Origin of the sequence: Terrihabitans rhizophilus, assembly GCF_033898525.1 — a bacterium.
Lineage (GTDB): Bacteria > Pseudomonadota > Alphaproteobacteria > Rhizobiales > Methylopilaceae > Flaviflagellibacter > Flaviflagellibacter rhizophilus.
This window is the reverse complement of sequence record NZ_JAXAFJ010000005.1, coordinates 155,086-176,144: the sequence shown is the minus strand read 5'-3', so window position 1 is coordinate 176,144 and position 21,059 is coordinate 155,086. Positions and strand designations below refer to the sequence as shown.

General features: G+C 66.0%; 19 protein-coding genes. 7 read left to right on the top strand and 12 right to left on the bottom strand.

Annotated features, from left to right (window positions below; all coding sequences use genetic code 11):
- The first annotated feature begins 54 nt into the window (after window positions 1-54).
- Entirely contained in the window at window positions 55-801 is a 747-nt protein-coding gene (gene phnF / locus SCD90_RS10390; protein WP_319844607.1) for a phosphonate metabolism transcriptional regulator PhnF, read from the top strand.
- On the opposite strand, the gene SCD90_RS10385 is transcribed toward phnF, so the two are convergent.
- Window positions 798-1,478, bottom strand: coding sequence for an LbetaH domain-containing protein (locus SCD90_RS10385; RefSeq protein WP_319844606.1), 681 nt, complete (start codon window positions 1,476-1,478; stop codon window positions 798-800). The two genes, phnF and SCD90_RS10385, sit on opposite strands and share 4 nt — an antisense overlap.
- A gap of 102 nt (window positions 1,479-1,580) precedes the next feature.
- Here SCD90_RS10385 and trhO point away from each other — a divergent pair, with 102 nt between their 5' ends.
- Window positions 1,581-2,339: an oxygen-dependent tRNA uridine(34) hydroxylase TrhO gene (gene trhO, locus SCD90_RS10380; RefSeq protein WP_319844605.1), complete on the top strand. Its 759-nt coding sequence runs from the start codon at window positions 1,581-1,583 to the stop codon at window positions 2,337-2,339.
- Window positions 2,332-2,550, top strand: coding sequence for a SlyX family protein (locus SCD90_RS10375; RefSeq protein WP_319844604.1), 219 nt, complete (start codon window positions 2,332-2,334; stop codon window positions 2,548-2,550). Before trhO ends, SCD90_RS10375 begins: the two co-directional genes overlap by 8 nt.
- Here SCD90_RS10375 and SCD90_RS10370 read toward each other — a convergent pair.
- From SCD90_RS10370 to SCD90_RS10320, 11 genes are all read right to left on the bottom strand, one after another.
- A complete protein-coding gene (locus SCD90_RS10370) occupies window positions 2,544-2,828 on the bottom strand; it encodes a SemiSWEET family sugar transporter (protein WP_319844603.1) in 285 nt (94 codons plus the stop codon). The genes SCD90_RS10375 and SCD90_RS10370 overlap by 7 nt on opposite strands.
- Before the next feature lie 4 nt (window positions 2,829-2,832).
- Complete coding sequence (locus SCD90_RS10365; protein WP_319844602.1) at window positions 2,833-3,618, bottom strand: SDR family NAD(P)-dependent oxidoreductase; 786 nt, start codon at window positions 3,616-3,618, stop codon at window positions 2,833-2,835.
- Window positions 3,619-3,637: 19 nt separating this feature from the next.
- A complete protein-coding gene (locus SCD90_RS10360) occupies window positions 3,638-4,150 on the bottom strand; it encodes a DUF892 family protein (RefSeq protein ID WP_319844601.1) in 513 nt (170 codons plus the stop codon).
- A 72-nt stretch (window positions 4,151-4,222) separates the two neighbouring features.
- Window positions 4,223-6,625 carry a tetratricopeptide repeat protein gene (locus SCD90_RS10355; RefSeq protein WP_319844600.1) on the bottom strand — a complete coding sequence of 801 codons (2,403 nt, stop codon included), beginning with the start codon at window positions 6,623-6,625 and terminating at the stop codon, window positions 4,223-4,225.
- Window positions 6,616-7,686, bottom strand: coding sequence for a family 8 glycosyl hydrolase (locus tag SCD90_RS10350; protein WP_319844599.1), 1,071 nt, complete (start codon window positions 7,684-7,686; stop codon window positions 6,616-6,618). Before SCD90_RS10350 ends, SCD90_RS10355 begins: the two co-directional genes overlap by 10 nt.
- Entirely contained in the window at window positions 7,683-10,127 is a 2,445-nt protein-coding gene (locus SCD90_RS10345; RefSeq protein ID WP_319844598.1) for a cellulose biosynthesis cyclic di-GMP-binding regulatory protein BcsB, read from the bottom strand. The genes SCD90_RS10350 and SCD90_RS10345 overlap by 4 nt, the downstream gene beginning before the upstream one ends.
- A 1-nt stretch (window position 10,128) precedes the next feature.
- Window positions 10,129-12,318, bottom strand: a complete 2,190-nt coding sequence (gene bcsA / locus SCD90_RS10340; RefSeq protein ID WP_319844597.1) for a UDP-forming cellulose synthase catalytic subunit — start codon at window positions 12,316-12,318, stop codon at window positions 10,129-10,131.
- Window positions 12,319-12,439: 121 nt separating this feature from the next.
- Window positions 12,440-13,363 (bottom strand): cellulose biosynthesis protein BcsN, encoded by a 924-nt coding sequence (gene bcsN, locus SCD90_RS10335; protein WP_319844596.1) that lies wholly within the window; start codon window positions 13,361-13,363, stop codon window positions 12,440-12,442.
- A gap of 93 nt (window positions 13,364-13,456) precedes the next feature.
- Entirely contained in the window at window positions 13,457-14,134 is a 678-nt protein-coding gene (locus SCD90_RS10330) for an exopolysaccharide biosynthesis protein (RefSeq protein WP_319844595.1), read from the bottom strand.
- A 161-nt stretch (window positions 14,135-14,295) separates the two neighbouring features.
- The gene (locus SCD90_RS10325) at window positions 14,296-14,985 is read right to left on the bottom strand and encodes a DUF2076 domain-containing protein (protein WP_319844594.1); all 690 of its coding nucleotides are present in this window, start codon (window positions 14,983-14,985) and stop codon (window positions 14,296-14,298) included.
- A gap of 89 nt (window positions 14,986-15,074) precedes the next feature.
- Window positions 15,075-15,563 (bottom strand): YciE/YciF ferroxidase family protein, encoded by a 489-nt coding sequence (locus SCD90_RS10320; protein ID WP_319844593.1) that lies wholly within the window; start codon window positions 15,561-15,563, stop codon window positions 15,075-15,077.
- Between the two features lie 141 nt (window positions 15,564-15,704).
- Between SCD90_RS10320 and SCD90_RS10315 the strand changes: the two genes are divergently transcribed.
- The 4 genes from SCD90_RS10315 (at window position 15,705) to SCD90_RS10300 (ending at window position 21,057) form a co-directional block, all read left to right on the top strand.
- Window positions 15,705-17,450, top strand: a complete 1,746-nt coding sequence (locus tag SCD90_RS10315; protein WP_425265675.1) for an ATP-binding response regulator — start codon at window positions 15,705-15,707, stop codon at window positions 17,448-17,450.
- Window positions 17,447-18,169 (top strand): response regulator, encoded by a 723-nt coding sequence (locus tag SCD90_RS10310; protein ID WP_319844591.1) that lies wholly within the window; start codon window positions 17,447-17,449, stop codon window positions 18,167-18,169. Before SCD90_RS10315 ends, SCD90_RS10310 begins: the two co-directional genes overlap by 4 nt.
- Window positions 18,170-18,286: 117 nt before the next feature.
- Window positions 18,287-18,655 carry a hypothetical protein gene (locus SCD90_RS10305; protein WP_319844590.1) on the top strand — a complete coding sequence of 123 codons (369 nt, stop codon included), beginning with the start codon at window positions 18,287-18,289 and terminating at the stop codon, window positions 18,653-18,655.
- Between the two features lie 83 nt (window positions 18,656-18,738).
- On the top strand, window positions 18,739-21,057 hold the full coding sequence (locus SCD90_RS10300; RefSeq protein WP_319844589.1) for a sensor histidine kinase: 2,319 nt from the start codon (window positions 18,739-18,741) through the stop codon (window positions 21,055-21,057).
- Window positions 21,058-21,059 lie beyond the last annotated feature (2 nt).

Below are 21,059 nucleotides of genomic sequence, written 5' to 3'. Positions count from 1 at the left end.
AACATGTTGTCTATTCGTATAGACAACTCGGCACAGAAGGCCAGTGAACTTTTCATGACGGCTGCTCAGGGAAGACTGGACCCGCTCGTGCGGGGCGGCGGCATGGCGGCATGGCGGCAGATCGCCGACGCCATCGAGTCCGACATCGTCTCGGGCCGCCTGGCTGCGGGCAGCCGCACCCCGCCGGAAATGCAGCTGGCCGAGCGCTTCGGCGTCAACCGTCACACCGTGCGCCGCGCCCTCACCCATCTCGCGCAGAGCGGCCTTGTCCGCTCCGCGCAGGGCAAGGGCACCTTTGTCGAGCCGCGCCCCCTCGCCTATCCGCTCGGCGAGAAAACCCGCTTCTCCGAGGTGATGGCGAAGGCCGGCAAGGAGGCGCGCGGAGAACTCCTGTTCGCCCAGCACATTTCCGCCAATGCGGAAGCAGCCGAGGCGCTGGCGGTCGAGATCGGCGCGCCCGTGCTGGAAATGCACACGGTGAACCGCGCTGACGGCGTGGCGCTGTCGCTCTCCCGCACCTGGCTGCCCCTGCCGCGCTTCAGCGGGTTGGACCAGTTGTTTGCCCGCAAGGGTTCGCTGACCAAGGCCTATTCCAAGCTCGGCGTGGACGATTACCGCCGTCTCTCGACCCGGATCTCGGCACGGCCTGCGGAGCCGGAGGAAGCCACGGCGCTTGCCATTCCGCCCGGCAAGACCCTGCTCGTCGTCAAAAGCGTGAACGTGGATCCGGCGGGCGTGCGCATACAGGCAACGCAATCGCGCTTCGTGGCCGACCGTGTGGAGCTTGTCGTCGAGCGCTAGATTGCCCTCACGCGGCGGGGTGCACCGTCATAGGCGCGCGCAAAGGCGGACGCGTCCATGCTCCTGAAGTCCGCCATCGCCGCCGTCAGTTCCTCATGCGTCCAGTCCCACCAGCGCACGCGCATGAGGGCAGCTTCTGTCTCCTCGTCCACGCGGCGCTTGATGACGCGGGCCGGCGATCCGACCACGATGCTGTAGGGCGGCACGTCCTTGGTGACGACGGCACCCGAACCCACCACCGAACCCGTGCCGATATTGACGCCCGACATGATAATCGCGGCATGGCCGATCCAAACATCAGGGCCGATGACCACACGGGCCTTGCGGCGCCACTCGAAGATCTCCTCGTCGTCCGGCCCCATATGGTGGCAGCGGCTGCGATAGGTGAAGTGGTGCATGGTCGCCCGCCACATCGGATGATTGGTCGGGTTGATGCGGACATTGGTGGCGATGTTGCAGAACTTGCCGATGTCGGCGTTGAAGATCTGCACATTCGGCGTGGCATAGGCGTAGTCGAGGAAGTCGCTGTCGGTGATCTCGCAACCCTTGGCGATGGAGGTCCAGCGGCCGACGCGGGTGCGCAGCACGGTCGCCGAGGGATGGATGACGGGCTCCTCGCCAAGGCCCTTCTCATCGTACCAGGGAGCCTCCGGCTCACCCTGATTGATCTCGATCATCTCAGTCCTCCGTCCATCAGCGAACCGCTGCATCCGGCAAAGCCATGACACCCGCGTGACGCATCTCGCCAGTCTCGCCCCACGCTGCTAGAGAGCGGCCCCATGACCCTGAAGGTTGCCGCCCTCTACCAGTTCGTCTCCCTGCCGGACCTCGCCGAACTCCGGCAGCCGCTTCTCGACCTCTGCACAGGCCTGGGCATCCGCGGCACGCTGTTGCTGGCGCCCGAAGGCATCAACGGCACCGTCGCCGGAGAGCCGGAGGCGGTGGACACGCTCATGTCCGAGCTCCGTCATGGCGCGCTGTTCGGCGGCCGGCTGGACAATCTGGAACTGAAGTTCTCAGCCGCGCGCGACATGCCGTTCGGGCGCATGAAGGTACGCCTGAAGCGCGAGATCGTCACGCTGAAGCAGCCTCGCGTGGACCCCACCCAGACAGTCGGCACCTATGTTGATCCGGGAGACTGGAACGCGCTGGTGGCTGATCCGGACGTCGTCGTCATCGATACCCGCAACGCCTTCGAAGTTGCTCTCGGCACGATGCGGGGAGCCATGGACCCCGGAACCGCGCGCTTCAGCGACTTCCCCGATTTCGTGTCCCGCACACTCGATCCCGCGCGCGATCGCCGGGTCGCCATGTTTTGCACGGGCGGCATCCGTTGCGAGAAGGCGAGCTCCTACTTGCTGTCGCAGGGGTTTAGCGAAGTGTACCACCTGAAGGGCGGCATCCTGCGCTATCTGGAGGATGTTCCGCCCGAGCAGAGCCTCTGGCAGGGCGAATGCTTCGTGTTCGACGAGCGTGAGGCGCTGGGGCACGGCCTCTCGCTTCGAGAGCCCATGGAGGATGAGAGCGGCCATGACTGATGACCCGCAGCAGGCATCGCGCCTCGAGGCGCTCGAGATCCGTGTCGCCTATCAGGACCAGACGATCGAGGACCTGAACGAGGTCGTAGCCTCTCAGTGGAAGGAGATCGAGCGCCTGTCTCGTGAGTTCGAGCGCCTGGCCGAACGGCTGCAGCGCGCCGAGGAAGCCGCGGGCTCCGAGGAGCCCGAGCCGCCGCCGCCGCACTACTGAGCAGGCTGCGCCTGTGCCGTCTTCTCCTTGAAGGTGAGCTTGAAGACGGCGAGGGTCGCGAACAGCGCGACCCCGACGCTGTTCGACGTGATGATGATGAGATCGCCTTTCAGCACGCCATAGACCGCCCACGCCGACAGCCCGGTCATCTGGATGACGAGCATCCGCAGGCTGAGGTCGCCGCTGGAGCGCGTGCGCCAGCATTTCACCACCTGCGGAATGCTCGCGGCGGTCGTCACCACCGCCGCGAACAGGCCGACAAAGGACTCCAGATCCATCGTTCTACTCGGCGGACCCGGGTTCGGCCATCTTGCGGTGCTGCGCGGCCAGGATGCTGGAAGGCGTGATGTTCGCGAGCGTGGTTTGGATCTTGTTCTTCCATCCGGCCACCACGTCGCCGTCGCCGTTCATCATGGCCTTGAAGCCCACGCGTGCCACCATGCCGGGATCGTCCTTCTTGCCGGCGCCGACGCTGGTGTCTTCCATTTCGGCGCGTTCAAAGAACTCGGTGTCGGTCGGCCCCGGCATCAGGCAGGTCACGGTGATGTCGGTGTCCTTGAGTTCATCACGCAGGGCGAATGAGAAGCTGTCGATGAAGGCCTTGGTGCCGTTGTAGACCGCCTGGAAGCTGCCCGGCATGAAGCCGGCGATGGAGCCGGTGATTAGGATGCGGCCCTCGTTGCGGTTGCGCATGTCGCGCCCGATCTTCTGGATCAGGTAGATGGTGCCCGTGATGTTGGTGTCGACGACGTGGCGCACGGCATCGAAGTCCTGGTCCAGGAATGCGTCGCCGAGGCCATGACCCGCATTGGCGAGCAGGTAGTCCACGGGACGCTCACCGGCCGCAGAGACCAGGCGGTCGACGCCTTCGGTTGAGGCCAGGTCCACCTTCAGCGCCTGCACATCCACGCCCATCCCGCGCAGCGTGTGGGCCGCATCTTCGATCTCCGGGAGGTCGGCTGCGATCAGCAGGTCGAACCCTTCCTGCGCGCAGCATTTTGCAAGTTCGTAGCCGATGCCGGAGGAGGCTCCGGTCACCACCGCGAAGGGGCGTGTTGTCGTCGTCATGCAATTCTCCTGATGGGTGCTAGGCGCGGGCTGACTGACCAAACGCCGCTCGGGCCAGTACGTTTCGTGTGATCTCCGGCACCCCGGCGTGGAGCCACGCCGCCATGGCACGCTCTTCCGCAAGGTTGGCCTGCAGGTGCGGCAGGTAGGCGTTGAACCCGGAGGCACGCGCCAGCACGATCAGCCCGAGATAGCTGGCAATCTCGAGGTTCTCGAAGGCGGTTAGCGCGAGATGGTTCTTGAGGATCTCGTCGTCCGCAAGCTTGTGGCTGAAACCTGCAAGATTGCCCAGAAGGGCGCCCGCGGCTTCCTTCAGCGTCGACGGCTCCTCATGGAGGCCCGCGAAGATCTCGTCGAGGCGCCGGATCTGTTCCTCTGTTTCCAGACGGTGCCTTTGGAGAGCGGCGCGCTGTTCGGGAAGGTGCTCCAGTTGCCCGAACTGGTGCCCCATGAGCGCAAGACCCTCGTGTTCGATGGCGCGGACATTGCGAAGCGCGTTCAGGAACAGGCGATGTGCCGTGTCTTCCAGCATGACGCGCCTCGCGGTCGATCCGGATCAACCGGCACGCCATTGCAAGGTTCCGCGAGTGTACGCCTTCGGCCGTCAGTCCTTGATGCGCCCGGTCACTTCGCCGATCGCCACCAGTCCACGCATGCCCGCCGCGTCGCCGGTCTTGGAGACAGCCGTGAAGATGCGCTGCGCATCCGAGTAGCGCCGCAGGTTGAAGTAGGCCCACCCCCTCATCATCATCAGGTCGTTCTGCTCGGGAACGTAGCGGGAGCGTTCGTTGAGCGCGATGATGGTCTCGGCGTATTTCTCGTCCCGGTAGGACGCGATGGCCCGCTGCGTCAGGATCTGAACCGAGAGCTCGACCGAACGGCGCGGTGACTGCGCAGCCTCGGTGGCGGCAACGGCGGCATTGCCCGTGAGGCCCGCACGCAGATTGGCCAAGGCCTTTCCGTAGGCGGCATCTTCCTTGACCTGTCCAGTGCCCGTCTGAATCGCGACGTCGAACGCCGCGATCGCCTCCATCGGGCGTTCCAGTTCCATCAGGCACCAGCCGCGATTGGCGGCGGTCGTGGGGTTCCTTGCCAACGGACAGCCCGAGGGGCCTTTCGCGCCACGAACAGCGGGCTGGTTGACCTGGGTCACCGTGACCTCGCGCGGGGCGCGAACCGGCTCCGAGAAGTCGTCCAGCATGCTGGAAGCCAGATCTTCCCGGCTCATCGCACGGGGGGCGCGGGGCGCCGGTTCGGACACGGTCTCGCGAACCGTCTCCCGCACCATCGCGGGTGCAATGGGCTGCGGCGGCGCAGGCACCGAAGCGGCGGCCTGGACGCGGCTGGGCGTATAGGCGGCCGCGGCGGCCGCACGCTCGGCGCGAATGGCATCGGAAGCGCGCGATATCGAGCCCGATATGCCGCCGGTTTGAACCGGGTCGCGCACGGCGGGCGGGGCAATCTGCGCCGTCGAGATCTTCGGAGCGGGAATGGCAACCGGCGGGGCTGCCGAGCGGCGGCGGCGAGGATCTACAGCAAGGTCGGCTATGCGCTGCGAGCGGCTCCCCCATTGCTGGAGGATCCGGTTGAAACCCGCGCGGTCCTTCTGGTTCTGGTAGGACAAGGCCAGCCCGTAGGCGGACGGCTCGTCGTTCGGATCCCACCCCAGCGCGGTGGTGAACCACTGGATGGCCGTGCCGATCTGGTTGGTGTTGTAGGAGTACCAGCCGACGGCCTGTGCGCCGGAAGCCTCGCGGGCACGTCCCAGCTCGTCAGCGGTCCGCGCCAGGACACCGGCCTCGAGCCGCGGCGCGGGATCTGTCGCCAGCAGCGCCGTCGCGACGATGCGGTAGGCCTTCAGCATGTCGTCGGACTTGGTGCGGGCCGGGTAAGCCACCTGCTCGGCTTCCTGATTTCGGCCGAGAGCGCTCAGCGCCAGCACCTGCCCCTCGGCGGATTTCGCCGTGTCCTCACGGCTCGTCGCCATCTGGAACCAGGTGAGCGCCTGATCGGCGTGGTTCTGACGCAGGTAATACCAGCCGAGCACCAGCGGATCGTCGGCCGACGTGCCGGTGCGGGCCACGTTTTCCAGCATGGAAAGATCGGCTGCGGCTGCCGTCTGGTTGGTCTCGGCGGCGCGGCCGATCTTCGAGCGCACGATGTCGGCGCGAACCGTCTCGAACTCGCTCTTGCCGTCTGCCCCTTTCCTCTCAAGCGTGAGCAGCTGGTCGACCCGGGCGATGTCGAGCACGGCCAGAGCCTTCTGCACCGTGGCGAGGCGCACGCCGGCGTCGTCGCAGTTCTTCAGGACGTATTGGAAAGCATCGCGGGCGCGGTCGGCCCGATCGGTGTTGGCAAAGGCTTCGCCGACACGCCACAGGGATTCAGGGTCGGCGCAGGTCAACAGGTTCGGCACCTCGGCCGCAACCTGCAGCACCGTCTCCCACTGCTTGGCGTCGGACGCGTTCATCAAACGGGCGCGCCCTTCGGCCTCGTTGAGGCGGGCGGTCAGGTCTTCAGGCGGCGTCCACCTGGGATCGGCCGCGCGGCGGGCTGCGACCGCGCTGCGCGCTTCGGCGTATTTGCCGTCCGCGAACAGCTGCCACATCCGGTCGAGCTCCGGGTCGCCAACCTGTTCGGGCTCGTTAAGGTTATCGGGCGGAGACCAACCGGGATAGAGAAGGCGAAGGCGGGCGATCTCCGCGTCGACGCGGCGCTGGTCGCCCTGTCGTGAGAAATACCGCAGCGCGGTGAGGTCCGGCTTGGGAGCATCCCCCGCAGCCGGGGCTGTGCCGGGAGCAGCATCCGCGCCGGCGGACGCGCCCTCGGCCTGCGCCATGAGAACCCGGCCACGAGGCAGGCTGCCGGTGTAGAGCGGATCGGCCCTGCCCGACCCTACCGGCCGGGTGTCCTGCACGTCCCGCGCGTCCGGCGAGCCGCCGCTTACGAGGTATCCTGCGGCAAGGCCGGACACCACGACGGCTATGGCGATACGGCTCACAGGCATGTCGAATACCTTTGCCGAACAAGCGACAGACCAAGCAGATGCAAGGTGGACGGATAGTAGAGGGTGGGACTGAACTGCTTCAACGAAGCGGGCACGGCCGCCTTGTCCAAAGCGCAGAACAACGAGGCGGCGACCATCCTGTAGCCAGGTTCGCCAAGTTGGGTCGCTGGCGCGCCGCTCGACAGGTTCACCACGGAGGGGATGCCGCTTGCCCACGCCTTCTTGTAGGGCGCGAGGCGGCCTGCTTCGTCAAGCCCGGCGCGCAGCAAGTAGAGCGGAATTCTGATGGCGTTGTAGCTGAACTGCACCGGGAATCCGTCGGCCGGGTGCGGAGTGCCGGCCAGGGACAGCCATTCGGGTGGAAGGCCGGACGGCCCGGTGCGGGCCATGTCGAGTACTTTAAGCCCGCCCGCTTGCAGGGAGGCCCAGTCCGTTTCCGGATCGAGCCGCTTCAGTTCGTCGAAGGCCTCGAAGATCCAGTAGGATGGGTTGACCACCGGTCCGTCGGCGCGGTCCGCCTTGGCGAAACCCGATGCGCCCGGCAGCATGATGGACATGCCGTTGTGCTCGGCGATGGTTCTGGTGGAGATCGCCTTGGCGAGGCTTCGCGCGGCGCGGGTATACCCCGTCTGTTTCCAGTTCGTGCCGGCCAGCCCGAGCGCGTAGGCGATCAGAATGTCGCCGTCCGTTGCGTTGTTGATGTCGGTGATGTGCGGCTTCGCGTTAGGATCCCACTTCCACGCGGCCAGCCCGTCGTCGCGCAGCAGCATTTGCGTGCGGGTGAAGGTCCAGATCTGCTCGAAGCCGGCGGGATCGTTTGCCGCGACTGCCAGCAGCATTCCATAGCCCTGGCTCTCGGTGTGCGAGATGCCGCCATTGCCGTCATCGACCACCCGGCCGTTGGGCTGCACGAACTTCTGCTTGTAGGCGCCCCACTCGGCGTCGGTGACGCTGCCCACCATCTTGGTTTCCTGCGCCACGGAAAGCGATACGCCCAGGACGAGGCAGGCGACCCCGGCCGCAAGGATCTTCGCGCAGGTCTTGAAGGTACGACCGATCATGATTGCCGTCCCAGGCGACCAAGGAAGTTGAACGTGTACGCGCCAAGCAAGGTGCACAGCAGCAGAAGGCCGGACGCGTAGTAGACGGTGTTCGCCGAAAGCCAGTTCGCCGCGATCAGCCGCGCATTGGTCGCCGCCAGCGGCTGGGTCTGCACATATTCGAGGCGCGATGGAGCCTGCACCCGCACGCGCCCGGTCACGGCCTCATAGGTGCTGACGCGTCCGCCGATGGTGTTCCAGAGGCCCGGAGCCGCGACATCCGAGACGGAGGTGAGAAGCGCGTCGCCGGTGGGAGCAGACACAAGCGTCCAGGTGCCCGCGCCATCCGGGCTCCCGCCTTGCGTCATCAGGAGAGCCGTTGCCGGCGCCGGCGTGAACAGGGCCTCCTCTGCCGGGAGGATGCTGAGCGATTGCGAGGACAGGTCGAACTTGCGCTCGAGCCATTCGCGGAAGGCCTGGTACTGGCCCCGGATGCCGCCGCCGCCGGACAGATCCTCGCGCCAGCGGTCATAGACCTCTTCCGTATCGCGCGGCTCAGGCGTGGCCTTCGTCTGGCGAGGATCTCGAACGCTGAGGGAACGCTGATAGGCCTCCAGGGCGTTCACGTAAGGGTCGGAAGGCGTGAACGCCGCCTGCTGCATGTCGGGAGCGCGCCAGCTGGTGGCGATGTCCTCGGCGAGCTTCAGCTGGTTCAGGACACCAGGCGGCATCTGGCCGACGGCGCCCACGAAGATGGCGTTGCGCGACGTGGCGTTGGCCGGGGACATCGTCGTGTCGAGCGCGATGGGCCGTCCGGCGGCCTGCGCCATGCGCGCCATCAGCGTCGCGGCGGCCGAGAAGGTCACGGCGTCCTGTCGGCCCAGGATGAGCCCGGTCGGCTGCGGAGCACGATTGTAGGGAAATCCGGTGCCGGCGGTGGCCGCCAGATCCGGCCGCTTGCCGAGACGGGCGAAACGGGGAACCGCGAATTCCGTGGTGTCGAAAAGCACGAAGCGGCTGGATCCGGGAATGGTGGCGCCGGGCGCACACGCGGCGTCCTGGGCCGTGTTCACCACGGCCTCGATCATCATCTGGTTCACGCCCGGCCTGAAATGGCGCAGCGGAACATCAAGCGGAAAATGCCGGTAGATCCGACCCTCCTGCTCGGTAAGCGTCAGCGTCGAGGCCAGATTGCCGTTGACGTAGACATCGAGATGACTGGCCGGCAGCACGCTCGCGCCGTAGGCGGCGTCGAGATAGAGCGTGCCGGTGCCATAGGCGTTTGCAAAGAAGTCCGACGGCAGGCCGACGGCGAAACGGGTGCGGAAGACGCGACCTGCGAACTCCTGCGTCGGAACCCCGAGATCCGCCAGCCGCACGCTGCGCGGTTCTGTGATGAACGGCGGCTCCGGTGCCAGCCAGCCCGTGGTGTCGAGGCTCGTGCGCGGTACCGAGACAGGGCGTTCGAGGGCTGCGGCGACGCTGTCCACGGCCGCCCGCACCTCCGTCCAGGTGGGACCTCCCACGATCGCCACGGGGCCTAGCTTGGCATCCTCGGCGAATACAACCGACGCGCGTGCCAAGGCCTCGGCGGGCGGACGCGCCAGCATGCGCGGCAGATCGGGGCCGGTGCCCATGACGATCGTCAGCATGCCCGGCCCGGCGGTCGGAACGTCGGACGCACGATCGTAGACCCGCACCTGCGGATGCGCGAAGTGCCCGCGCAGGGCCACCGCCTGCGACAGGCGCATCAGGGGCGCCGCGACCTGCGACTGCCCGCTGGACGGCACGAGGACGCGTATGGTGGTTCGTCCGTCCACATCGAAGCCGACGGATGCGAGGTCTTCCAGATTGGTGATGCGGGGAGCCCCGCTCTGGTTGCCCAGAACCAGCCCCGTGCCCTCAGGCTGGACGTCAGTCCAGAGTTCGAATGTGGACTGCGTGGTGCAATCCGTGCGGTGGTACATCACCGCCTGGACGCGGATGGTGTTGGGTCCAGCCTGCAGCACGCCGGCCGGAATCGGCGCGGTCGCACGCCCTGGCTCGTTGGACGACGAGATCGCCTGCTCGAGCACCCGGGTACCGTTGATGAATATCCGCAGGCGGGACGCCTCGGGCATAACCATGACGGAGTTCAGGTAGCGCAGCGAAAGGCTCGCGTTCTCGTCCGCCTCGTCGCGGGTGAGGTGCAGCACCCATGAACGGTTGTCGATCTCACCCTGCAGACGCATGGTCGGAAACGGAACGAGATACCGGCTGATCTGGGCTGCCGCCGGCTGGGCGGCTTCTGGTGCCACCGGCGCCTGAGGCTCGGGTTGCAGAGCCGGTTCGGGCTCGCGCGGTGCGGGGCGGACACCCGTTCCACCGATGTCGAACGGCGCCACATTGCCGCCGCTCTGCGCAGCGGCAGGGCCTGTGGCAAGTGCCGCAAGGGCGATGGCGAGAAGGTAGCCACGCAGCATGTCAGTGCCCCGAACTGGCCGTGGCGCCGGCTTCCGCATGCCGGGGCCGCATGGCACGGACCAGATAAACGAGCCCGCGACCGGTCTGCCAGAACGCCGTGCCGAGGAACCAGAACGTGCCCCGAAGGATGCCCGGATTGCGGCGCCGCGAGCGCTGGAACTGCGTCCACTGGTCGGAGTTCGCGAAGATCAGGTCTGCGATGAGGCGGTGATGCTCGGCCGTTCCCGGCATGAACTGCGTGCCCAGGAACACGCCGTCCTCGTGCGTCATGGTGCGCACCCGCAGCGGAAGCTCCTTCATCTCCTCCTGCCCATGAGGCTGGAAGCGGATGGTGGCGATGGCGCCCGAGGCAAGCCCCTGCAGGCGCTTGGCGCTGCCGAAGCGGATCTTTGCGCCGCCATAGGACACGTCCTCGATGGTGGCGGGCACCACCTGATCGCCGAACAGGAATTCCGCGCGGCGCTGCACGTTGACGCGGTGGCTGTGCCTGGGGTCGGTGCGCTCGGACACAACGCCCAGCGCGCAGCCCGCCATGATGAGATTGAGGATGTTCCACGCACCGACGACGAGCGTGACGTCCGCCTCGTAGGGATGCGCGATCACGCGCCAGATGGTGACGCCGACACCGACCAGCAGCAGTGCGAAGATGATGTAGAAGGGCCGGCCGAGTTCAGAGATGTGCGCCGTCTGGAGATCCTCGTTCTTCGAGGTCACCTTGAAGGTGGGGCGACGAGGATTGAGCATCACCGAGATCAGCGCGGGGAACAGGTAGACTGACTGGATGAACTCGTAGAGCTCGGAAATCCATGGCCAGCGGAAGTACCCGTAGAGGTAGTTCTGCATCATCAGGTTCACGAGGATGTAGGTCCACGTATAGGCCATGAATTCAGGCCCCGACGCGGTGAAGATCTCCAGCCCGAAGAACAGATAGAAGAACGGCGCGACGAGGAAGATCATCCGGGCGATGGGAAACAGCCAGAACATCGTGCTGGACATGTAGCAAAGCCGCTGCGCGATCGTCAGGCCACGCTTCAGGGGCGGGAAGCGGAACATGTTGATCTGCATCATGCCCTGCGCCCACCGGGTGCGCTGGCCGATGAAGCTGGCGAAGGTGGCAGGCTGCAGGCCCGCGATCAGCGGGCGGTCGACATAGATGCTGTTGTAGCCGCGCGAATGCAGTTCCAGCGCGGTCTCGCAGTCCTCGGTGATGGAGACGCCGCTGAAGCCGTTCGTGACCTTCAGGCATTCGCGGCTTAGCACCGCCGCCGACCCGCAGAAGAACGCGGCGTTCCACTTGTCCAGGCCACGCTGGATGATGCCGTAGAACATCTCGTTCTCGGACGGCATCACCTGGAAGGTGCGCAAATTACGCTCCACCGGGTCGGGATTGATGAAGAAGTGCGGCGTCTGGACGAGGAAGAGCTTGGGGTCGTGCTCGAAATAGCCGACGGTCGCCTTCAGGAAGTCGCGTGCCGGAGCATGGTCGGCGTCGAACACCGCCACCAGTTCACCGGTCGAGTTCTCGAGCCCGTTGTTAAGATTGCCGGCCTTGGCATGAACGTTGCGGGCGCGGGTCAGATAGCGCGCACCCATGTTTTCGCAGAGAGCCTGAAGCTCGGCACGGCGCTCGCGTGCCGCCTCGCTTTCCTCGGCATTGTTCGAATTGCACTTCTGGTCGGAGCCGCCGTCGTCCAGCAGCCATACGTTGAAGCGGTCCTTGGGATAGTCCATGGCCTGCGCCGCGGCGAGCGTCGAGGTCAGCAGGCTGGCTTCCTCGTTGTAGGTCGGCACGAAAACATCGACCATCGGGAAGGTCTTGGTCGGCGGAGCCACCTGCCCTTCCTTCAGCGGGCGTGCCACCACGAACAGCGACAGGAACAGCATGAACACGCTGTACATCTCGGCTAGGTAGAGCAGCAGGCCGGGAATGAAGTCTTCCAGCTCGTTGATGGGCGGCAGGGTGCTCGTCGTACGCCAGTAGGCGTAGCGCAGCACGATGGCGGTGCCCAGGCAAAGGGAGATGATGCGCCACACGCCGCCCGCGCCGACCGCCTTCAGCACGATCATGATGGCGACGACGAAGGTGCCGGCGATCAGATGGGATTGCAGGCTGATGGGCAGCGTGATGAGGAAAATCACTGCCGCCGCGCACACCAACCAAGTCAGGGCGAGGAAAATTCTCAGCAACATCTGGTTTCGCCCCGGGATGCGCGTCCGCACCCACCGTGCAAGGATCCTTGCCGGTCAAACTCTCGTATGCGGGTTAATATTTCTGCCGCGCGCAGCGGTGGATGCGACGCGCATGCCACTTCTAGTTGCCTCCCGGCGGCGGCGGCACGCTCGCATAGCCCGAATAGTCCCGCTCGGGCTCCTGCGGAGCCGATGCCGCACCCGGGCGCCAGGAGTTGCGCTCGTTTGGCTGGCGCAGTTCGGCATCCTTGTAGATGGCACCTGAACTGCGACGCGTGACAACCGTTTCAGGAGCCGGACCGACTACGCCTTCCAGAACGGTCGCGTCGCCCAGGAGACCGATCGGAGTCACCGGGTCGCCGCCCGCCTTGCCGAGATCGTGGTCGATCTGCACCGGCGTGCCATAGGGATTCCAGTTGCCCTCGGTGAAGGTGGCGTTGATGACGTAGCCGTACATCAGCGCAATCAGGCTGGACTCGGTCGCTCCCGTCTCGCAGATGCGCATGCGCACCACGATGGCGCCGCGCGTCGTGAAGAACAGATTGACGTTGGGACCGCTGGTCTGGGTGATCCGCTGCCACGCATACATGCAGAGCTCGCCGGGAGCCGGCCGCCCCATGGCATACCCGAACGGGCCATACTTGTTCTGTACGAAATAGGTCGAGATCTGCATCGGAACCGTCTGGAATTCCTTGCGGACCTCCACGCCAAGTTCCGGTATCGTATCGATTGGGTTCGGCAGCACATTGTCCGAGCCCGTATTGTCCGGCATGGGGCCGAACATGCTTACGGTAAGGCGGTTCTGTCCGGGCGTCCGTGAGACCGTCGACAGGATGATGTCCTGCGAGCGGGCATTTCGGAAGTTCTTCTGGATGACGGCGACAGTCTCCGGTGCACCCGGCGGCAGGCTTGCGAAAGCCTCTGTTGCCGTGACCTGGGTGAACTGGCTGGTGAGCGTGGGGCCCTGGCGTGCTCCGCCGCAACCCGCCAGGACAAGTCCGGCGACTGCAAGCACTGCACAGCGAAGGGAGGGATTCATCGTCATTCCGCACGCCGCCCGTCGTGGGTTCCGCAAAGCACCTGTTCGGCGCCGTTAACCTTTGCCCTCCTATGGTTAATGCCCGCTTAACGGATGGTTTCAGAAGCCAAGATAGCCGGTTAGCAGATACCAGCAGCTCTGAACCATGGCGTAGAGCACGCCGGAAACGATGAAGACGGAGACCACGCTGGTGACCAGCCCGGCGATGATCCACACGCCGTCGCGCTCCAGCGTACCAAGCGCGAACAGCACGATGGCCAGGGCCGGGGGCATGTTGCCAAGCGGGATCGGCAGCAGCAGGATAATCGACAGCAGGAGGGATATGCCTCCGACCACATATTCGAAGGGCGGGCCGGTGAGCACCGGAAGGCGGGGTCGCAACAGGCGCTCGGCCTTGCCGAGCCACGGGGCCGCCTTCTCGGCGAACTTCGAGAAGTCCGAGCGGCTTAGTGCCCTGCGGGTGATGAACCTCGGCAGCCATGGTGGCCGGCCGAGCATCATCTGCGCGGCCAGGAACACGAGCGGAGCGCCAAGCACGCTCGATGTCCCGGGCGGGGTGGGCAAGATGTTGGGAAAAGCGAAAACAAGCATCAGGGCGCCGATCGCGCGATGCCGCATGGCGACCAGCAGGTCGCGCACGGAAACCTCATCGTGGCTTTCGTCACGAGCAAGTTCGAGCAGCACCTCTGACATCTTGGTCGCGGTGACCCGTTTGCGGCGCGGCCTCCTGAGACGAGCGAACCGCCGCGCGGGAATGGTGCTTCCCTCAGTGCTCATGCGGTCGTCATCCCCTCCTGCCATCCAAGCCCTCCAGCATGCACGCAGCATGCGCCAAGACCATGACAGGAAAACGCGCGAAGACGCAGGACTGTGCCCGCGGCACCTTCAATATAACTGAGGGGCCGTGGGGCCCCTCAGTCGCGTTCCTTGCAGCCGGGCTAGATGTCTTCGCTGCCGAAGCCGCCGGAATCGTCTCCGCCGCCGAAGAAGCCGTCGAAGAGGCCGCCGCCGCCGCCCTCATCGGACGCCTGCTCGATCCCTCCGCCTGCATCTTCAGCGCCGCTGCCGGTGTCGGCAGCGGGCGTGGCCCCTGCCGCACCTGTCGCGGCCTGCGCCTCGTTGCCGCCACCGAACATGCTGCCGATCGCACTGCCGAGCAGAACGCCGCCCGCAACACCCATGGCTGTCTGAGCCGCGCCGGCAAGGAAGCCGCCACCGCCGCGTGCGGCCATCCCGGGCGCACCGGCGCCAGCGCCAAATCCGGGCGCTGCTCCGGGCGCGTTGTAGCCGACTCCTGAATTCGGCACGGAGCCGCGGCCCATCGGGGTGGCTGGACGCGGATCAGCCCGGTTGCTGTTGCCCCAGATCGAGGAGAGGAAGCCGCCGCCACCGCTGGACTGCGCCGGAGGTGCGCTCTCTGCTTCCTCGAGACGCTGCTCGGCCTGCTTGAGCGCCTGCTCCTGAACAATGATGGTCTGCGCCATGTAATAGGCAGCGCCCGGCATCTCCGCGATGCGCGCCGCGATCAGCCTTTCGGCCTCGGGATCCCGCGCAACGCCCTGCCGGCTGACCTGACCCAGCTTCTGGAAGAGGCCATCGATCGCCGCGCGATCCTGATCGTTCATCATAGACGTGCTCCTGTCGTACAGAACCCGATTGGGCAGGCTGCAGGTGGTTGCCCGGCAGCCCTCCCACAATTCGTAATTCTACAGCCGCGTCAGGCCGCCTGCGGGTTCACGGCATCCTCGGCCAGTTCCGACAGCAGTTCGTCGGTGTTCTCTTCCTCGATCAGGGTCTCGCGCAGGAGATCCTCGATTTCGGAGAGGCCCATCTGCCGTGCCCATGCCAGCATGGTGCCGTAGCGCGTGATCTCATAGTGCTCGACCGCCTGCGCGGACGCGATGAGACCGGCATCCAGAGCCTCGCCACCGGCGAAGGAGGACATGATCTCCTGCCCCTCCTCGATGATGCCATCCATCGCGGGGCACTGCTCGCCCTCTGCCTTCTGGCCGAGCAGGTCTAACACCTGGCGCAGCCGCTCCACATGGTTCTTCGTCTCCTCAAGATGCACCGCCAGGGCGCCCTTGAGTTCTTCGGAGCTTGCCGCTTCCGCCATCTTCGGCAGCGCCTTGATGATCGCGTTCTCGGCGTAGAACGTGTCGCGCAGTTGATGCAGCAGCAGCGCCTTCAGATCCTTGTCGCCCATGGCTCGACTCTCCTGGATGTACTCGCGGGGATAACCTCCTGCAGTCAGGCCGGTTCCCCGCTTCTTCTCGCCGCAACCCCTGATAGATTTCAGGGGCGCAAGACGGTAATGATCGTCGGCTTGCGTCTGCGGGGGGCGGAGATGGGCGAAGCCGAATTCGTAACGCTGATCGAGGACGGAGACGGTCCCGCGCCCTCCGTGGGCTTGCTGCCGCCGTGGAAGATCGCCGTGGTGGACGACGATCCAGCGGTGCACAGCGCCACCCGCTTCGTCCTCTCCGAATTCTCGCTGAACGGCCGAGGCCTTGAGCTGCTGGCCGCCCACACGGCCGCCGAGGCCCGGGATCTGCTGCGGGCGCATCGGGACGTGGCGATCCTGCTGCTCGACGTCGTGATGGAGACGGACAATGCCGGTCTCGACTTCGTCGAGTTCGTCCGCCGCGACCTCGGTAACGAGATCGTCCGCATCATCCTGCGCACGGGCCAGCCCGGACAGGCTCCCGAACAGCGCGTGATCGTCGATTACGACATCAACGACTACAAGGCGAAGACAGAGCTCACCGCCGACAAGATGTTCACGACGATCACGGCGGCGCTGCGCAGCTACGAGCAGTTGAAGAAGCTCGTTGAAACCAGGCGCGGGCTCGAGATCATCATCGACGCCGCACCCACGCTGTTCGACTTCAACTCCATGCAGCGTCTCGCCGAAGGCGTGCTGACCCAACTGGCCACCCTCATCGATGCGGAATGCGTCGGCATCCTCGTGGTCAGGGAGCAGGCCAGCGACAAGGGCTTTCTCGTTCTGGCCGGCTCCGGTTGCTACAGCGACATGGCCAATCTCCGGCATGAAGGCCTGGAGGAAGATCTTCGCGCCCTGATCGACAGCGGCTTCTGCGGCCGCAAGCATGTGTTCTCCGATGGCCGCTCGGTCCTTTATGTCGGCACGGGGACAGGCCGCGAACTGGTGGTGCTCCTGGAATCCGGGCGGAGCTTGTCGGACACCGACCGTGCGCTTGTCGGCGTGTTCTGCGCGCGCCTCTCGATCGCCTTCGACAATGTCGCCCTCTACCAGCGGCTTCAGGACGCCAATGCCGGACTGGAGCGCCGCGTGGCAGAGCGCACGCGCGATCTCTCGGAAGCGAACGGAAGACTGCAGGAGCAATGGGCGCGGCTGCGCGACGCCAATGCATTCAAGAACGAGATCCTCGGCGTCATCGCCCATGACCTGAAGAACCCGCTCAGCGTGGTTCAGGGCCGGGCCGAGATCCTGTCCGAGATCATCGAAATGTCCCCGGTTCCGGTGCAGCGGGCGCATGACCAGATCGGCCATATACGGGACGCGGTACGCGGGCTGGTCGGCATGGTGGATCAACTGATCGCGGACGCGCTGCTCGAAGCACAGGCCATGACGTTGCGCCCCGCGCGGTTCGACCTCACGGCGCTGGCGCGCGAGGTGCTGGAAACAAACCGGCCGGGCGCCGAACGCAAGCAGCAGGACATGCGGATGCTGCCGGCCGACCCCTGCGCCGTCCTCGGAGATCCCGACCGGCTGCGAGAGGCGCTCGACAACCTTGTCAGCAATGCCATCAAGTATTCGCCGGTCGGCGGCAGGATCGTGCTGGAGGTGGACCGAGGCACGTCCGATGCCGTGGTCCGGATCACCGATAGCGGTCCGGGCCTGTCTCCTGAGGACACCGAGCGGCTGTTCGGCCGGTTCCAGCGGCTGTCGGCCAAGCCCACCGCGGGCGAGAGCTCCAGCGGGCTTGGGCTGTCCATCGTCAAGCGCATCGTGGACCTGCACCATGGCCGCATCGTCGCCGGAAGCGCCCACGCTGGCACGGGTGCCTGCTTCACGATGATCCTTCCCCTGGAAGGGCCGCCGGCATGAGCGGGACGCAGACCATCTTCGTCGTCGATGACGAAAAGGCCGCCCGCGATATGACGGGCGAATATCTCGGGCTGCACGGCTTCGCGGTGGAGCTGTTCGACGGCGGCGCATCCCTTCGTGCGGGGCTGGCGCGCAAGCAGCCGGATTTGGTGGTGCTGGACCTCAACATGCCGGAGGAGGATGGGCTTTCGATCATCCGCCACCTGAAGGCGAATGGTGGGACACCGGTCATCATGCTTACGGCGACCGCGAGCCCGATCGACCGGGTGGTCGGCCTCGAACTGGGCGCGGATGATTACCTCGCAAAGCCCTGCGAATTGCGGGAGCTCCTGGCGCGCATCCGCTCCGTGCTGCGGCGCAGCTCCGGCGGCGCAAGTCCCCCCGCGCCCGCCGGAGGGACGCCGGCAATCCGCATAGGCACGAAGTGGCTGGAGATCGACCGGCGCACGCTTCGGGATGCCGATGGCGGTGAGCAGTCCCTCACCGCGTCCGAGTTCAACCTCCTCAAGGCCTTCGCCGATCATCCGCGCCGGGTGCTGTCACGCGAGTTCCTTCTGGATGTTGCCAACGCCCGGGATGTCGACGCCTTCGACAGGGCCATCGACGTGCGCGTGACGCGGATCCGCCGCAAGATCGAGCCGGAACCGGGCAATCCCCGCATCATCCGCACAGTGCGTGGCGCCGGCTATATGTTCTGCCCCGACGAAAGAGAGACCTGATCCATTTATTTCATGGCTGCGGCCACGACGAAACACATGCCGGGTGCCCAAGCAAAACGCCGGAAACAGTGACGGCTTAACACCTCGTCATCGACAGGCGGCAGCTAGGGGGCGGCCATGGACTTCTTCTTCAAACTTGCACTTGCCTCGGGCGCCTTCTCCGTTTCCGCCAGCCTTGTTGCGGCGACGATGCTGCCCCTCCCCGCGGCCGGATTCGGCTACGGCGTCCAGCCATCCACCCGCGTCGAGACCGCTTTCCGCGAGTTCGGCACCTATGCCGGTGTGGCCCGTGCGGGCAAGACGGACCTCGCCGATGTGCGGGAGCTGTGCGGGCGTGAATGGCCGAATGGCCCGCAGGCCTGCCGGATCTCCGGGCTGGACACCAACACGGCACGGCCGAGCCGCGTCATCACCATCGCCCGCGCATCCGGACCGACGGGTTCCGTGCTGCTGTCACGCCCGGTGATCCAGACGGCCAACCGCTGAAACCGTTCGAACCCACGCTGTTCCGGGCTCCAGCAGAGGTTGCACCGGACGTCGCGCCGCGCGAAGTTCGCACGGGGCCCGGAATGCGCATCGCCTACAGGATCATTGTCGTCGGGGCGATCCCGATCGTGGTTGCCGCCGGCATAGCACTGGCGGCCTGGCTGCTGCTGGGCGAGGCGGACCGCGTCCGCAACGCCGCCGTTCTCGGTGGCAGCGTCTACCGCAATCTCGAACTGGCGGTGACGGCACGCGACGCCTATGTGCACGCCTCCCGCTTCGACCGTGGCCGGCATATCGCGCGCTTCAACGAGCTCTCCGGCCAGGCCGCGAGCGACCTTGCAGCCTTGTCGGACCTTGCCGTGGATCCGCAGCGCAAGGCGGCGACGGCCGATGTGCGGCAGGCGCTGGACCAGTATGTCTCGCGAATGAGGGATTTCACGCGGCTCTCCGTGCGAAACGACCTCCTCGCAGCGGACATGGACGACCGGGCGGCCTCATTGATCCACCTCACGGACGATGCACGCGCCCGTCAGCACACCTCGAACACCGACATCCTCTCCTCGCTGGCCGAGCGTGACCGGAAACTGCGCGCCACGAGGGAACTGGTGGGCAGCGCCCAGGAACTCCGCGGCAATGTTTCCGAGCTGGAACTGATGAGGCTCGGCGAAGGGGAAAAGGATGGCCCGCTCGACGGACGGCAAAGGCTGGATTTCCTGCTGTCGCGCCTCGCCCTCGTGGGCAACGAGCTCTCGGCTCGCCTGAACGGTGATGCGCAGGCGGCTCAGGCGCAGGAGATCGCCGGCCTCGTCGCACGTTACGACAGCGCACTGACGGGACAGGCGCTCGCGCCCGCAGCAGGATCCGCCGCGCGCGACATCCTGACCTGGGCGGAGCGTATGCTGAAGGTCGGCTCGACCCGCCAGCGCGCCGTGCACGAGGAGATGGCGCAGCTTCTCTCCTACACCGTGCGCGCCTCCGAAACCGAGCAGGCCACGCAGAACATCGCGATCTCCACCCTGAAGCTCGGCCAGCAGACCACGGAAGCCCTGGCCGAACGCAACCCGCAGACGACAGCACGCCTGATCGAGGAGAGCGCCCGGCTCTCCTACACCATCGCCGAACTGCCGATCTCACCCCTGATCCAGACCGAGATGATCGACGCCATGGACCAGTGGCGCGCCGGCCTGTCGCGCGCCACCGAGGGCCTGCGCAGCCAGAACGTCATGATCGAGGACATGGATCGAAGCGCCGTGGCGATGAGCGACGGTGCGCGCGCGCTGAACCGCATGTTCACCGAACACGCGGAAAGCATCGGGCACTCCGTGCGGCAACTCCTGATCGTCGGGGCTGCCATTGGTCTTCTGCTCGGCTCGGCTTTCGCCCTTCATGTCGCGGGTTCGATCACCCGGCCGCTGAAGCGCCTCCAGCATCGGATGCTGGCGCTCGCGGAAGATCCCGGCACGGCGCATCTGCCGGAAGCGACGCGGCGCGACGAATTGGGCGACATGGCGCGTGCCGCAAATTTCTTCGTCACCGAGATCGGCCGCCGCGAGACCGCCCTTCGCGAGGCGAAGAACCGTGCGGACGCGGCTCTGGACGAGCTCAGGCACACGCAGGACAGCCTTCTGCAGGCGGAAAAGCTCGCCTCCCTTGGCGGCCTCGTTGCCGGCGTGGCTCATGAAATCAACACGCCCGTGGGCATCGCCCTCACCACCGCAAGCGTGGTGGAGGATGAGGTGCGGCGCTTCGGCGACAGCGCCGCCTCCGGCCAGTTGCGGCGGTCTGAGTTGCAGCGCTTCGTGACGCGGATGACGGAGGGCGCCGGCCTTCTGTCGTCCAACCTGCGGCGCGCGGCCGATCTGGTGCACAGCTTCAAGCAGGTGTCGGCGGATCAGGCGAGCGGCGAGCGGCGAAGCTTCGACCTGAAGACATGGCTCGATGAACTCCTGACTAGCCTCGGGCCTGTCTTGCGGCGGAGCGGACACGAACTCCTCCTCACCTGTCCCGAAGGCATACAGGCCGATACCTATCCCGGTGCCCTGGCACAGGTTTTCACCAACCTCATCACCAACGCCATCGCCCATGCCTTCGAGGACGGAACGCCCGGTGCGATGCGGCTGACCGTGACCCGGAGCGGCAAGGGCCGGGTGCGGATCACCTTCTCCGATGACGGGCGCGGCATCCCGGACGCAGACCTGTCACGCGTGTTCGAGCCCTTCTTTACCACCCGGCGCGGTCTCGGCAGCACGGGACTTGGCCTGCACATCGTCTACAATCTCGTCACGGGAACGCTCGGGGGGCGCATCGCCATCGACAGCCCGCCGCGCGGCGGCACCCGGTTCATCCTCGATCTTCCACTGGCCTTGGGCGTCCCAGCCGAGCGCCACCTTCCGACAACCTGAGA